The organism is Pseudovibrio sp. WM33 (assembly GCF_001623165.1).
Lineage (GTDB): Bacteria > Pseudomonadota > Alphaproteobacteria > Rhizobiales > Stappiaceae > Pseudovibrio.
Genome location: NZ_LMCK01000027.1, coordinates 7,506 through 21,018, shown reverse-complemented (window position 1 = coordinate 21,018; position 13,513 = coordinate 7,506). Strand labels below are relative to the sequence as shown.

Sequence of the window (13,513 nt, the reverse complement as noted above, 5' to 3'; positions counted from 1 at the left end):
CCTTAAGCCGGTTCATGCATGAGAGACGCAACAGAGCGGCCCTCATCATCAAAAATCATGAAGTTCTTGGCATCCACAAACACGTCGATCTTGGCATCCACGTCTACGTTATGAATGCCATGTTCCAGCGCCACCCAGCGGTGGTTCAGGCATGTCAGATGAATGTAGCTCTCAGAACCGGTAATCTCGGAAACATCAACAACCGCAGGAAGACAAACAGCATCTTCACTTGGGCGCTGCAGGTAAAGGTGATGTGGCCGGAAACCTGCTTTGTAATGTCCATCAGGAAGACGCTTCTCTTCTTCTGATGCCGGAATAACCGTGCCATTTGACGTGCGGAACTCACCCCCGCTCTTCGTCAGGCCCAGCAGGTTCAACGGCGGATCAGAGAAAGTCTGCGCGGTAACGATGTCCTGAGGATTGCGGTAAACGTCAATGGTATCACCAAACTGCGAAACCTGCCCCTCATGCAAGGTGGCTGTACGCCCGCCCAGCAACAAAGCTTCTGTCGGTTCTGTTGTCGCATAAACAAACACAGCACCGCTTTCAGAGAAGATCTTCGGCAGCTCGTCGCGCAATTCTTCGCGCAGTTTGTAATCCAGATTCGCCAATGGCTCATCCATCAGCACCAGATGCGCCCCTTTGACCAGCGCACGCGCAATCGCAGTACGCTGCTGCTGACCACCAGAAAGGTTCAGCGGTGTTCTGTCCAGATAAGGTGTGAGCTTCATCAAGTCCGCAGCTTTGCGCACTTGCTTGTCAACATCAGCCCCTTTTACTCCCGCAACGCGCAGCGGGCTGGCGATGTTTTCATAAACCGTGAGAGCCGGGTAGTTGATGAACTGCTGATAGACCATCGCGACGTCGCGCTTGCGCACGGAAACACCGGTCACATCCTGTCCATTTACGAGCACTTGCCCTGCAGTTGGCGTGTCCAGCCCTGCCATCAAACGCATAAGCGTTGTCTTGCCTGACAGTGTTGGTCCCAACAATACGTTCAATGAACCACTTTCAAGACGCAAAGACACGTCGCGAATATGGTCCATACCGTCAACAGTCTTGCTGACGCCCCTTAATTCAAGCATGTTGCCCTCCCGGAACAGAAAGCGACCCGACTGCTTCCTGCGATACGCGCTGCTTGCACTGCGGTACCTTCATATTCCTGACTGTAATTCCAAAAAACAACTCGGTGGTCGAGCTGAATCTCTTAGTAAAGGTCCCAGCCTTTTAAAGAACTGCGCCGTTTTAGCAACGCTACGCATCTGTCAATTTTTCACGAGCCTCCTCGAACACCTTCAAGTTCTGCTTTCTTACGCAGCTCCGTCCCTACAAAGTGCCATTAGAGATCAAAATTAAACTACGTCCTAACCAACACGTCAATTTTCGTTTACAGTCGATTACGCGCATATTCGCGTAATTTCGAAATATAAGCGAAACCACTTAAGCGTCAATTCGAAAATTGACAAAACGAAACTCTTAGCTGTTATCCATTAGGATGAGAACGCACCCAGTGCGGCAGAAATGTTGAAGATCTGTCATTCTTGCATCTGTCAGCCTGAACCAATAACACGTTGAAAAGACTGCGCTGTTGACGCAAACTCTGATTTAATGAGCTAGCTAATATTTTCGCGGCGAAATAATTCGAACCTAAATTCCCTATTCAGATGTTCTCCACCGGGTGTGGTCAATTCATGAAACCACCTTGCTCAAACATCGATTCTGACAACCGCTTTCGGAGAGGCTCCCCTCTCCTTGCCCTCTTTCGCAAGTCCTCTTGCCCTCCAGGTAGATGCAACTCTATTGTCGTGCAGAGCAATAAAACCTGGGCAGCTAACTTTGGTCGCTCTGGGAGCGGGAACTGTATCATGGACTTTTGCCTACAGCTTTACAGCGCACGAAACTTCCAACCCTGGAAAGAGGTGTTTCAGGAAACAGCCCTCCTCGGCTATACACAGGTAGAAGGCTTTGAGGAGCTCTATCCCACACTGGAAGCTGCTCAGACAGTGCGAGACCTCCTCGATCAATATGACCTCGACATGCCCTCCGGCCACTTCAACCTCAAAGATCTGGAAGAGAACCTCGATCAGTGCATCAAGATCGCAGTCCTCCTCGGCATGCACACCATCTTCGCTCCCTACCTCACACCAGAACAACGCCCAACAACCAAGAGAGAATGGACGATCTTCGCGCACCGTTTGGAGCACATGGCCAACACACTCAAGCACAAAGGCTTCCACTTTGGCTGGCACAACCATGATTTCGAATTCAAACCTCTCCCCGATGACACCATTCCCATGGAGTTGATCATCTCGGAGGCCCCAACCGTGGAATGGGAGGTCGATGCAGCATGGATCATCAAGGCAGGCCTGGAACCTCTCGACTGGATCGAAGCCCACGGCACCCGCATTACAGCGGTCCACATCAAGGACATAGCCCCCGAAGGCGAAGGCGCGGATGAAGATGGCTGGGCAGATGTCGGCTTCGGCACCGTCCCATGGGCACATATTCTAACCGCCCTGCAGGAAAAGAGCCGTACCAAGATCTACATTCTGGAGCACGACGACCCGAATAATTTTCTCCGCTTCGCTGACCGTTCCTTAACCTCACTCAAAATGCTTGAGGGTGTGTAGGTATTTCGCCATAGACACGCCTTTCCCTTGCACTAAGGCAAATCGATTGTCTCCACTAAGGAGACGGCATAAGGGAGAGGTAGGATGAACAGACGAGAGTTTCTCGGAGCATCTGCCCTAACAATTCCCAGCGCCTATTACATGGGCATCGTTGCTGGACCTGTCTTCGCTGTAGCGGAAACAACAGACACCATCAAAAACGCAAAGGTCACCTACTTTGACGCCCGCCCCGGCGCGCGCTCCAGAGACGTTGGCTTCGATTCCGATGGCATGGTCTGGTATTGCGGACAGGCAGATGGCACGCTCACACGTCTTGATCCTGACAATGGAGAACTCCACCCGGTTTCACTGGGCGAAAACGCAGCCCCACACGGCGTGGTACTTGGCCCGGATAACGCTATGTGGGTCACCGAAGGCGGACAAAACGCCATCGCCCGCGTTGATCCGGCAACAGACGCCGTCACCCTCATTCCACTGCCTGCCGAATTCGCAGACGCAAACCTCAACACAGGCATCTTCGATCACGACGGCATCTACTGGTTCACCGGACAAAACGGCGTTTATGGCCGTGTTGATCCCGTCAGCCAAGAAATCGAAGTCTGGCCAAGCCCTCAAGGCCCCGGCCCTTATGGCATCACTGTCACCCCGCAAGGTGACATCTGGTACGCCTCCCTCGCTGGCAGCCATATCGCCAACATCGACAGAACCAACGGAAGCGCCCGCATCGTGACACCTCCGACAAAAGAGCAAGGCGCCCGCCGCGTCTGGTCCAACTCAGAAGGCAAACTCTGGGTCAGCGAATGGCTCTCAGGTCAGGTCAGTGAGTACGACCCAAAGGCAGACACATGGCGCGCATGGCGTCTCCCCGGCAATGACCCACTGCCCTACTCAGTCTATGTTGATGAGCACGATAAGGACTGGCTTACAGACTTCGATGCTGATGCAATCGTCCACTTTGACCCGGATACAGAAGAGTTTAGCAGCTTCCCAAGCAACAAAGCAGACGCCGACGTTCGCCAGATGGCAGGACGTAAAGGCGAAGCATGGGGTGGAGAATCCGGAACAGACATGATCGTCCGTATCCAGTTTGATGAAGCAGAAACAACACCATCCTGACCTACAGCGTATCGCCGAAAAGAGGGCGTTCAATCGGGCGCCCTTTTCATTTAAAAGGAAAATGCCATCTGGTCTTTGTTGGCACTGGTTCCATGCGGAATACCCTCATGATCCAGCAGCCAGATCTTCGTATTCAGTCCGCCGCCAAAACCAACCAGAGCACCATTCGCCCCAATCACCCGATGGCATGGAATAACAATCGGCAATGGATTCGCATTGTTCGCCAGCCCCACAGCACGGCTTGCACCCGGATTGCGAAGCGCTTTCGCAACGTCGCCATAGCTGCGCGTTTCACCAAACGGGATTGCAGCCAATTGCTCCCAAACGCTCTTCTGAAAGTCAGTACCAATCAGCTTCCAATTGAGGGAGAATTCTTTGAGCTCACCAGCAAAATAAGCTTCAAGCTGCGCAATCAAATCCGCATACGGCTTGGCATCCTCCACCCAGCCGTCTTCAACAAACCGCCTGCGTGCACTTTCAGGAAAATGAAGAAATTCCAACCCACCAGCTTCTCCACCAATCAGCAAAGACCCAACCGGGCTTTCATAACTGCAATATGTGATTGGCTCTGAAACATTGGTCATAGTCATTCTCTCCCCCGAAAACGCATGAAAAAACTCTCCACCACGATCAGCAGCGGAGAGTTCTTTAAAGCTTAGTGAAGGCATCAGAGCTTAGCAAGCTCACGCTCCTCAATCAGCAGCGTAAGTAACCTGTTTTTGAACACCAAGACCTTCAATACCCAGCTCCATCTTGTCGCCCGGCTTCAGGTAGGTCTCTGGCTTCTGCCCCATGCCAACACCCGGAGGCGTGCCAGTGGAGATCACATCACCAGGCTGTAAGCTCATGAACTGCGACAGATGCGAAATTACCTTCGCCACATCAAACACCATGGTTTTGGTAGAACCGTTCTGATAGCGATGGCCGTTCACTTCCAGATACATGGAAAGGTTCTGCGGGTCTTCCACCTCATCACGGGTCACAAGCCACGGACCAATTGGACCAAAGGTGTCAGCAGACTTACCCTTCACCCACTGGCCACTGCGGTGCAGCTGGAAATCACGCTCAGACAGATCATTGACCACGCAATATCCGGCCACATGATCCAGCGCGCCTTTTTCGCTCACATACTTGGTGTGTTTGCCAATCACCACACCCAGCTCCACTTCCCAGTCTGTTTTCACAGACCCACGCGGAATTTCAATGTCATCGTTCGGGCCACAAATAGCTGAGGTCGCCTTGAAGAAGGTCACAGGCTCTTTTGGCACTTCCATGCCCGCTTCAGCAGCATGGTCGGAATAGTTAAGGCCAATACAGATGAACTTGCCTACATTGCCGACACAGGCACCAATGCGCGGATTACCTTCCACCACTGGCAGGCTGGTCAGGTCCAGCGCCGCAATTTTTGCAAGACCTTCGGCGCTGAGTGTATCTCCAGCAATGTCACCAACCACACCAGAAAGGTCACGAATGTTGCCATCCGCATCCAGAACACCCGGTTTTTCAACGTTCAGCTCACCATATCTAAGAAGCTTCATATCCTACCCATTTTCTTATACTGACCAACCGCCATCAATGGCGTGCGTCTGACCTGTTGTAAACGCGCTATCATCACTACCAAGGTAAACAGCCAGCGCAGCAATCTCTTCTGGCTTGCCAATGCGTCCCATAGGTTGACGCGCAATAAAATCTTTCATTGCCTGCTCGTAATTGCCTGTGGCCTTCAGCCGGTCATGCAGGGACGGACTGTCGACCGTTCCCGGACAAATCGCATTGCAGCGAACACCTTTGGTCACAAAATCCGCGGCAATTGCCTTGGTCAGGCCAATCACTGCTGCTTTGGAGGAGCAATAAACAAACCGGTTCGGCACGCCCTTCAACGACGACGCCACAGACGACATGTTGATGATGGAACCACCACCATTTTCCAGCATGCCAGGAATCGCAGCACGGCAAAGGCGGTACATCGCCTTCACATTCAGATTGAAAGAGAAGTCCCACGCATCTTCATCACAGTCGAGAATCGTACCGCTGTGTACGAAGCCCGCACAGTTGAACAGAATGTCCAACGGCCCCGTTACTTCAAGAGTGTCACGCACATCATCTGCATTGGTCACATCCAGCCTCAGGCCGGTCACACCCTCAATCGCATTCAACTCTGTAAGCGCAGCTTCGTTAATGTCTGTTGCAAAAACCTTTGCGCCTTCAGCAGCATAGGCTTCCACCGTAGAACGGCCAATTCCCTGCCCTGCAGCGGTGATAAGGGCTGTCTTGCCAGTCAATCGTCCCATGTGTCCTCCCCCGGACTGAATCTCTCAAAATTTAGGCTCGGCCAAACGGACCTGAAACTCGGATTATTAGAGAGGAAGCACCGCTTATCGTCAAAACAAAAGGCAAGTGGCCCGTTGGCCCTCTCCCAAAGACCGCAGAAATCCGTCAGTTCGCCAAATCACATAATGGCATAACTTAAATATAAAAACTTCTTTCAAATGTAAATTAGAAATTGACAAGGTCGAATTTTGCGTCAAAAAATATGCTCACATCAAACAGAGCTGATCATGGCAGACACACAGACATCGCAAGACAAAGCTGAAAAATACCGCGCCCCTGCTTTGGAGAAGGGACTGGATATTCTGGAACTGCTGTCCCAGTACGCATCCGGCCTGTCTCAGGCAGAGATCGCAAAAGCACTCGACCGGTCCCCCAATGAGATCTACCGCATGCTCACCACACTGGTGCGCCGCGAGTATGTATCGCGCTCCATAGAGGGCGACCGCTTTCAGCTCAGCCTGAAAATGTATTCCATGTCGCATCGCCACCCACCCGTCACACGGTTGTTGGAAGCGGCGGTGCCCATGATGCGCAAAACGGCCAAGGACGTTCACCAGTCCAGCCACATCGGCATGGAGCATCAGGGAGAGATCGTTGTTGTCGCCAGCGTGGAAGCGCCGGGCAACTGGAGTTTCGTCCTCAAAACCGGCTCGGTCATCGGCCTCTGGAACACAGGCACCGGACGGGCAATCGCTGCCTTCCAGAAGCCGGAGATCCGAGAGCTCATGTACAACCAGCATGAGCGTGCACTCGGAGAACCGGAGATGAGCCTCGATGCATTCCGTGCCATTCTGGATGAAGTACAGGAACAAGGTTTCGTACGCATGCCATCTGCCAGCACCGTCGGCGTTACAAATCTGGCCTTCCCAATTCTGGGACCAGATGGAAACGCGGTCGCAGCACTCAGCTGTCCATTCATGGAGCGCATTGACGATTTCAAAGCACCGGGAATTGAAGACGTTCAACAAGCCTACGCTCAGGTAGCGAAGGACATCACCAGCATTTACGGCACAGTGCCAACATAAGGAAATTGCTATGGGCTTGGGAGGGAAGCTGGCTCATCGACAATTGGGGGGAACAGATCTGCAACTGCCGACATTGGGAATCGGCGGCGCAGCATTTGGTGGGCTGTTCGCAACAGCTCCTCGCAAGGAGTCTATGAGCACATTGGATCGCGCCAAAGAGGTTGGTCTCACCTACATTGACACCGCCCCTTACTATGGCTTTGGCCGTTCAGAGCGTGTCATTGGAGATGCCGTGCGCAAGCACGACTACATCCTCTCCACCAAGGTTGGCCGCTTGTTGAAACCGGGCATGGCAGACAATCCGGCCCAGTTCGGCTGGCCAGACCCACTGCCCTTCCATCCGGTCTATGACTACTCATATGACGGCATCATGCGCTCCTACGAGGCCAGTCTACATCGCACCGGTCTCGACCGACTTGATATCCTGTTGGTGCATGATATCGGCACTGCGACCCATGGCCTGGAAGAAAACCGCCGCCATATGAAAAAGCTGCAAGGCGGTATCAGGGCTCTTCAAGAGCTCAAGTCCTCAGGTGCTATTTCAGCAATGGGCCTTGGCGTGAACGAGACCGCCATTTGCATGGAGCTGATGCAGCAGGCCCACTGGGACGCCTTCCTCCTCGCAGGCCGTTACACCTTGCTGGAGCAAGCCCCTCTCAAGGATTTGCTGCCTGCCTGCACAAAGGCTCAAACCTCCATCATTCTCGGCGGCCCGTTTAACTCAGGCATCCTTGTTGGCGGCAACACCTGGAACTACGCAAGCGCACCGCCTGAAATTTTGGCCCATGTAACAGCCCTGAAGGAATGCTGTCAGGAGTTCTCCGTTGATCTGGCTGCAGCAGCACTGCACTTCCCACTCGCACACCCTGCGATAGCCAGCGTCATTCCCGGAATGCGCAATCGCAGCGAGCTGGAAGACATCCTCAAATGGATCGCTGCCGACATTCCCGACGCCTTCTGGGCACGACTGAAAGAACGAGACCTTCTTCCCGCTGAAGCCCCGGTCCCGTCTGGCAATCTCTTCTTCGAACAAGAGGTGAAGCATGCTTAGGATCGATGCCCACCACCATTTCTGGAAGCTTTCCCGCGGCGACTACAGCTGGCTCACGCCAAAGCTGAACGTCCTGTACCGCGACTTCCTCACCAGTGACATCCAACCCCTGCTGACCCAAGCCAAGATGGACGGAACCATCCTCGTTCAGGCTGCAGACACAGTCGAAGAAACCCACTTCATGCTGGAGCTGGCCGCAGAACACGACTGGATCCTCGGCGTTGTTGGCTGGGTAGACATGGAAGCAGCGAACGCGCCAGACATCATCAGTGAACTCTCCCAAAACCCAAAACTCGTCGGCATTCGTCCGATGATACAGGACATTGAAGACGACGAGTGGATGCTGCAGGACAATCTGCGCCCCGCCATTCAGGCTCTCATCGACAACAACCTGACACTCGACCTGCTGGTCCAGCCCCGGCACCTGCCGCATCTAAAAACCTTCCTCAGCCGCTATCCGGACCTGCGCGCCGTCATCGACCATGGTGCAAAGCCGGATATCCGCAACAAGGCCATCGAGACGTGGTCCCAACACGTCGGCGACATCGCACGCACCTCCAAGGTCTGCTGCAAACTCTCAGGTCTCCTGACTGAGGCCTCCGAGAACGCAGAGATCGAAGACATAGCGCCCTACGCCTTTCACATTCTGAAATGCTTTGGACCGGAGCGCGTCATGTTTGGCAGCGACTGGCCAGTCCTTCTCCTCGCAAATACCTATCAAAACTGGGTGGATATGGTGGAGCAGCTCACTGCTGACCTGCCACAGGCAGACTGGGAGGCCATCTTTGGTGGCACCGCTGCAAAGTTCTATCTCACCAAAACAATGGAAACTCTCTGAAATGTCGGCACCCATTCCAGCCAGCGTCAAACTTCAGCCAGCGGACAACGTCATCATCGCCACAAGAGCTTTGCAGCCGGGTGATCAGGCAGGCAATCTTCAGGTCCTCGACAATATCTCCGCAGGTCACAAAATCGCCGAACACGACATCAAGCAGGGACAAGCGCTGATCAAGTTCGGTCAGACCATCGGCTTCGCAACAACGGACATTCAGGCAGGCGCCCATGTGCACTCGCACAACATGGAGTTCTCTGACCCCGGCGTGCACCACAGCTTCTGCAAGGACTACAAACCAACGCAATATGCCGAGCACCCGGAAGAGCGTACCTTCCTCGGCTATCACCGCGAAGATGGCAGTGTCGGCACCCGCAACTACATCGCAGTCCTCACCAGCGTAAACTGCTCCGCCACCGCAGCTCACCGCATCGCAGATGCTTTCAGTGATGAAGACCTGTTGCAGTTTGAAAATGTAGACGGTGTCGCCTCCTTCGCTCACGGCACAGGCTGCGGCATGGCAGGCGACAACGAAGGCTTTGCCAACCTCCAACGCGTCCTCTGGGGTTACGCCAAAAACCCAAATGTCGGCGGCGTTCTGCTGGTTGGCTTAGGCTGCGAGGTTAACCAGATCGACTTCCTGCTGGATGCCTACGGTTTGAAGCAATCACCAACATTTCAGTTCATGAACATTCAGGGTATGGGCGGCCTGCGCAAAACCATCGAAGCAGGCATTGAAAAAGTCAAAGCCATGCTGCCGGAAGTCAACAAAGCCTCTCGTCAACCGGCACCACTCTCCAAACTCATGGTCGGCTTGCAATGTGGCGGATCAGATGGCTGGTCCGGGGTCACCGCCAACCCTGCCCTCGGCTACGCCACAGACCTGCTTGTCAAATACGGCGGCACCTCGGTCCTTTCAGAAACCTCCGAGATCTACGGCGCTGAACACCTGCTCACCAGCCGCGCCGCCAACCAGAAGATCGCTGAGAAACTGGTGGAACGCGTCCGCTGGTGGGAGGACTACACCGCCCGCAACAACGGCACCATGGACAACAACCCTTCTCCGGGCAACAAACGCGGCGGCCTGACAACCATCCTCGAGAAATCCCTCGGCGCAGTCGCCAAAGGTGGTACCACAGCACTAGAAGGTGTTTACAAATACGGCGAGCCAATCGAAACCAACGGCTTCGTCTTCATGGATAGCCCCGGCTACGACCCAGCCTCTGTCACAGGCCAGATCGCCAGCGGCTGCAACCTGATCGTCTTCACCACGGGTCGCGGCTCCGCGTTCGGCAGCAAACCATCGCCTACAATCAAGGTCGCCAGCAACACACCACTCTTTGAGCATATGCCAGAGGACATGGACTTCAACGCAGGCTCCATCATCTCCGATGGCAGATCCATCGAAGAAGTCGGCACAGAGCTTTTCGAGCTGATGATCAAAGTGGCCTCAGGCGAACACAGCAAGTCAGAAGCCCAGGGGCTAGGCGACTATGAGTTCGTCCCATGGCAGATCGGTGCGGTGATGTAACGGCGCAGCTACCCTCTGAATCTAGTACGGTATTCGCGCGGGGTCATACCTTTCACCGCGCGAAACTGCCTGTTGAAGTTGGCCAGTGCCGAGTACCCTACATTATGAGCAATCATTGAGACCGGTGCATCGCCGCCGGAAAGCTGCGCACACGCATCACCAATTCGAATGCGTTTCAGATACTCCGAGATCGTCTGCCCCGTATGGCGCTGAAACAACCGATGCACCCCGGAAACACTCAGCGCAGCAGTCTCGGCTAACTCTTCCAGCGACAATACACGCGCATACTCGGAGTGGATAAGCGTCAACACCCTGTCGATACGTTCATTGCCACCATCTGCACTGGAGAGCACCACAGGATCATGTGCCAGCTGCATGGCATATTCATCCTCTGAGAGATCAGCTAAAACCCTGAGGATGATAAACAAGCGCTCCAGTGGATCTTCCTCAAAGAAATTCTTGATCCTGGGCACCACGCGCCGCCGCGCGGCATCACTAAAGCTAAGCCCTGCCAACGCCCGCCGAAACAGCTTCTTCACTCCGGCCAGCTCAGACATTTCGCTGGTAATCCGCTCAATCCACTCCGGCTCAAACCAGATAACCAATGCAACATGCGGCTTACCCTCATCAGGTCGGCTCTGCGAAGCCCATGTATGCGGGAGGTTAGGCCCAAGCAGAACAAGGTCCCCATGACCATACTCTCCCACATGATCGCCCACATACCGCTGCCCTTCGGAGTTCAATGTCAGGGTCAACTCATACTCAGGATGGTGATGCCAGGAGAATGGAATGCCCTCATGAAGGCGACGGTTCATTACCTTGAATGAACCGTCTTCAGACTCCGGCACCTTCTCCAGATATGATCGCATTTCACCCTCTGAACCAACAAGACGCCAGAATAGTATCAGTATCTGCTAGTTTAGAACAACTCTCACTTGTCGGAGTGGCTAAACTTACAAGTTCATTGAAGGATCTGGGAGGACCAAATGGACGCTGAACTGCTTGCAGACAATCACTGGGGCTCGACCGCAACCGACACCCAGCTAAAAGACATCAAGAAGACCCTGCCACTTCGGGTCTTGTCAGAAGAAGACTGGCAACACTGGATCACCCGCGGCTACGTCATTGTGCGTCAGGCCGTTCCGCAGGAAAATGTAAAGAGACTGGTTGATCTACTATGGGAGTTCGATGAGAAAGACCCCAATGATCCGTCAACTTGGTACACCCCACAACGCCGCGCTCACAAAATGCAAGAACTGAACAACGCGGGTATGCTGGAAATCTATAATCACCAGTACCTGTGGGATAACCGCATGCAACAACGCGTCTACGATGCTTTCGTAGACATCTGGGACCGAGAGGACCTCTGGGTCAGCATTGACCGCGCAAACCTCAACCCACCCAGGAAAAACCGCGACGGTAAACCCGGCTTCATCCATTGGGACGTAGACACATCCCTGCACCCTCAACCAATCAGCGTTCAGGGCGTTCTCTCATTGGTCAAACAAGATGAAGAAACCGGCGGCTTCCAATGCATTCCAAAGCTCTTTGAAGAGTTCGAGGACTGGGTCAAAACTCAACCAGAAAACCGTGATCCAAAACACCCTGACTACTCTGGTTTTGAGATCGAAAACATTGAAATGGAGCCGGGCGATTTGATGATCTTCAACGCCCTCCTCGCCCATGGCATCCGCCCGAATAACTCAGAAGACAAAGTGCGCATCGCTCAATATGTCTCCATGTTCCCGTCTGAGCAGTCCAATGAAGACCTCCGGCAGGACCGCATCCACCAATGGCGCGATCTGGAACCACCTCAAAGAGCATCTTTCCCTGGCGATCCAAGAGACTGGGAAAAGAAGAATGCCAAGACAGCCGACCTGACGGAACTTGGTAAGAAGCTACTGGGATTGGAGCACTGGTAAAATAAAGAAAGACCAAAGCATTCATGGAAGCTTTGGTCTTCTTGCACCGGGGTTCGAGCAGTTATGCGTAGCTGACCACCTCAAATTCAATGCCATCATCATCGTCAAAGTAAAACCGACGGCCAGGCTCATAATCACCAGGATTACGGGTCTTGTACCCACCCGCCAAAACTTTCTTCTCAACGGCATCCAGGTCGCCAACAACCACACCTACATGGTTCAGACTGCCATGAGTGGCGTACGTGTCTTCTTTCGTGGCATTGGTGTTTCCAAAGGAGTAAACAGCAATATAGCTATCATCCGTTCCAACATGAACCGTAGTTCCCCCGGCACGCGCAGCACCCTGCCAACGAACATGCCAGTCAAACCAATCTGAAAGACGGCTTGCAGTTGCAATTGGGTCAGAAACGGTAATGTTGACGTGCTCTAAAAAACTCTTTGTCATCGCAATAGCCTTTCTTTTGACTTCTGATGACACCCTGTTTAGGAGTTCAAGTTAAGTTTAAGTCAAGCACTATTTTTGAGAATTTTATGCAGCACTCAGATGTCATGACAATCGGTGAGTTAGCCGACCGCACCGGCCTCACCACTTCCGCCATTCGTTTCTATGAGACCAAAGGGATTGTTACCGCCAGTCGCAACTCTGGTGGTCAGCGCCGTTTTATGCGGGCCGACATCCGTCGTTTATCCTTTGCATTAGTCGCGCAGGAGTTTGGCTTCACCATCAAGGAAATTTCAGCCCAGCTTGGCACACTTCCGCCAGGCCGTGCTCCAAACAAAGCCGACTGGCAACGCTTGAGTCAGCAGTTCAAGATACATCTGAATGAGCGCATTGCACGCATGGAGAACCTGAGAGCGCAGTTGGAAGGCTGTATGGGATGCGGCTGCCTGTCTCTGGACAAATGCGAGCTCTACAACGCCGGAGACGCCGCCTCCAGCTACGGCCGCGGCCCCCGCTTCATCTATGGCGACAAGTCATTTAAAGATGAAGGCTAGGATGCGGTAACCGGAGTTGCCGTGTTTCAAAATTTAGACAACAAAAAACCCGTCATCGTGATGATAACGGGTTTGTATC

14 protein-coding genes are annotated in these 13,513 nt (G+C 53.5%); 8 read left to right on the top strand and 6 right to left on the bottom strand.

What is annotated here, in order from left to right; translation table 11 throughout:
• Nucleotides 1-2: 2 nt before the first annotated feature.
• Nucleotides 3-1,085, bottom strand: a complete 1,083-nt coding sequence (locus tag PsWM33_RS07035; RefSeq protein ID WP_063298744.1) for an ABC transporter ATP-binding protein — start codon at nucleotides 1,083-1,085, stop codon at nucleotides 3-5.
• 780 nt (nucleotides 1,086-1,865) lie between these two features.
• Between PsWM33_RS07035 and PsWM33_RS07025 the strand changes: the two genes are divergently transcribed.
• Both PsWM33_RS07025 and PsWM33_RS07020 read left to right on the top strand, forming a co-directional pair.
• Entirely contained in the window at nucleotides 1,866-2,630 is a 765-nt protein-coding gene (locus tag PsWM33_RS07025) for a sugar phosphate isomerase/epimerase family protein (protein ID WP_063299691.1), read from the top strand.
• 84 nt (nucleotides 2,631-2,714) lie between these two features.
• Complete coding sequence (locus PsWM33_RS07020) at nucleotides 2,715-3,746, top strand: Vgb family protein (protein ID WP_063299690.1); 1,032 nt, start codon at nucleotides 2,715-2,717, stop codon at nucleotides 3,744-3,746.
• Between the two features lie 50 nt (nucleotides 3,747-3,796).
• On the opposite strand, the gene PsWM33_RS07015 is transcribed toward PsWM33_RS07020, so the two are convergent.
• From PsWM33_RS07015 to PsWM33_RS07005, 3 genes are all read right to left on the bottom strand, one after another.
• Entirely contained in the window at nucleotides 3,797-4,330 is a 534-nt protein-coding gene (locus PsWM33_RS07015) for a methylated-DNA--[protein]-cysteine S-methyltransferase (protein ID WP_063299720.1), read from the bottom strand.
• A gap of 108 nt (nucleotides 4,331-4,438) precedes the next feature.
• Nucleotides 4,439-5,284, bottom strand: coding sequence for a fumarylacetoacetate hydrolase family protein (locus PsWM33_RS07010; RefSeq protein WP_063299689.1), 846 nt, complete (start codon nucleotides 5,282-5,284; stop codon nucleotides 4,439-4,441).
• A gap of 15 nt (nucleotides 5,285-5,299) precedes the next feature.
• Nucleotides 5,300-6,037 carry an SDR family oxidoreductase gene (locus tag PsWM33_RS07005; RefSeq protein ID WP_063299688.1) on the bottom strand — a complete coding sequence of 246 codons (738 nt, stop codon included), beginning with the start codon at nucleotides 6,035-6,037 and terminating at the stop codon, nucleotides 5,300-5,302.
• 267 nt (nucleotides 6,038-6,304) lie between these two features.
• Here PsWM33_RS07005 and PsWM33_RS07000 point away from each other — a divergent pair, with 267 nt between their 5' ends.
• Genes PsWM33_RS07000 through PsWM33_RS06985 form a run of 4 tightly spaced genes read left to right on the top strand, consistent with a single transcriptional unit; the run spans nucleotide 6,305 to nucleotide 10,516 of the window.
• Entirely contained in the window at nucleotides 6,305-7,102 is a 798-nt protein-coding gene (locus tag PsWM33_RS07000; RefSeq protein WP_063299687.1) for an IclR family transcriptional regulator, read from the top strand.
• Nucleotides 7,103-7,112: 10 nt separating this feature from the next.
• Nucleotides 7,113-8,153 (top strand): aldo/keto reductase, encoded by a 1,041-nt coding sequence (locus tag PsWM33_RS06995; RefSeq protein ID WP_063299686.1) that lies wholly within the window; start codon nucleotides 7,113-7,115, stop codon nucleotides 8,151-8,153.
• Nucleotides 8,146-8,991 (top strand): amidohydrolase family protein, encoded by an 846-nt coding sequence (locus PsWM33_RS06990; protein ID WP_063299685.1) that lies wholly within the window; start codon nucleotides 8,146-8,148, stop codon nucleotides 8,989-8,991. The genes PsWM33_RS06995 and PsWM33_RS06990 overlap by 8 nt, the downstream gene beginning before the upstream one ends.
• 1 nt (nucleotide 8,992) lies before the next feature.
• Entirely contained in the window at nucleotides 8,993-10,516 is a 1,524-nt protein-coding gene (locus PsWM33_RS06985) for a UxaA family hydrolase (protein ID WP_063299684.1), read from the top strand.
• Between the two features lie 8 nt (nucleotides 10,517-10,524).
• Here the strand turns inward: PsWM33_RS06985 and PsWM33_RS06980 are convergent, their stop codons facing one another.
• The gene (locus PsWM33_RS06980; RefSeq protein WP_063299683.1) at nucleotides 10,525-11,385 is read right to left on the bottom strand and encodes a helix-turn-helix domain-containing protein; all 861 of its coding nucleotides are present in this window, start codon (nucleotides 11,383-11,385) and stop codon (nucleotides 10,525-10,527) included.
• Nucleotides 11,386-11,502: 117 nt separating this feature from the next.
• Between PsWM33_RS06980 and PsWM33_RS06975 the strand changes: the two genes are divergently transcribed.
• Entirely contained in the window at nucleotides 11,503-12,438 is a 936-nt protein-coding gene (locus PsWM33_RS06975; protein WP_063298756.1) for a phytanoyl-CoA dioxygenase family protein, read from the top strand.
• Nucleotides 12,439-12,499: 61 nt separating this feature from the next.
• Here the strand turns inward: PsWM33_RS06975 and PsWM33_RS06970 are convergent, their stop codons facing one another.
• Nucleotides 12,500-12,883 (bottom strand): VOC family protein, encoded by a 384-nt coding sequence (locus tag PsWM33_RS06970; RefSeq protein ID WP_063298757.1) that lies wholly within the window; start codon nucleotides 12,881-12,883, stop codon nucleotides 12,500-12,502.
• 86 nt (nucleotides 12,884-12,969) lie between these two features.
• On the opposite strand from PsWM33_RS06970, the gene soxR reads away from it, so the two are divergent.
• Nucleotides 12,970-13,434, top strand: coding sequence for a redox-sensitive transcriptional activator SoxR (gene soxR, locus PsWM33_RS06965; RefSeq protein WP_063298758.1), 465 nt, complete (start codon nucleotides 12,970-12,972; stop codon nucleotides 13,432-13,434).
• The last annotated feature ends 79 nt before the right edge of the window (nucleotides 13,435-13,513 follow it).

Coding starts and splice junctions, on each gene's coding strand:
- PsWM33_RS07035 (WP_063298744.1), bottom strand. CDS start 1,085: ATGCTTGAATTAAGGGGCGTCAGCAAGACTGTTGACGGTATGGACCAT.
- PsWM33_RS07025 (WP_063299691.1), top strand. CDS start 1,866: ATGGACTTTTGCCTACAGCTTTACAGCGCACGAAACTTCCAACCCTGG.
- PsWM33_RS07020 (WP_063299690.1), top strand. CDS start 2,715: ATGAACAGACGAGAGTTTCTCGGAGCATCTGCCCTAACAATTCCCAGC.
- PsWM33_RS07015 (WP_063299720.1), bottom strand. CDS start 4,330: ATGACCAATGTTTCAGAGCCAATCACATATTGCAGTTATGAAAGCCCG.
- PsWM33_RS07010 (WP_063299689.1), bottom strand. CDS start 5,284: ATGAAGCTTCTTAGATATGGTGAGCTGAACGTTGAAAAACCGGGTGTT.
- PsWM33_RS07005 (WP_063299688.1), bottom strand. CDS start 6,037: ATGGGACGATTGACTGGCAAGACAGCCCTTATCACCGCTGCAGGGCAG.
- PsWM33_RS07000 (WP_063299687.1), top strand. CDS start 6,305: ATGGCAGACACACAGACATCGCAAGACAAAGCTGAAAAATACCGCGCC.
- PsWM33_RS06995 (WP_063299686.1), top strand. CDS start 7,113: ATGGGCTTGGGAGGGAAGCTGGCTCATCGACAATTGGGGGGAACAGAT.
- PsWM33_RS06990 (WP_063299685.1), top strand. CDS start 8,146: ATGCTTAGGATCGATGCCCACCACCATTTCTGGAAGCTTTCCCGCGGC.
- PsWM33_RS06985 (WP_063299684.1), top strand. CDS start 8,993: ATGTCGGCACCCATTCCAGCCAGCGTCAAACTTCAGCCAGCGGACAAC.
- PsWM33_RS06980 (WP_063299683.1), bottom strand. CDS start 11,385: ATGCGATCATATCTGGAGAAGGTGCCGGAGTCTGAAGACGGTTCATTC.
- PsWM33_RS06975 (WP_063298756.1), top strand. CDS start 11,503: ATGGACGCTGAACTGCTTGCAGACAATCACTGGGGCTCGACCGCAACC.
- PsWM33_RS06970 (WP_063298757.1), bottom strand. CDS start 12,883: ATGACAAAGAGTTTTTTAGAGCACGTCAACATTACCGTTTCTGACCCA.
- soxR (WP_063298758.1), top strand. CDS start 12,970: ATGCAGCACTCAGATGTCATGACAATCGGTGAGTTAGCCGACCGCACC.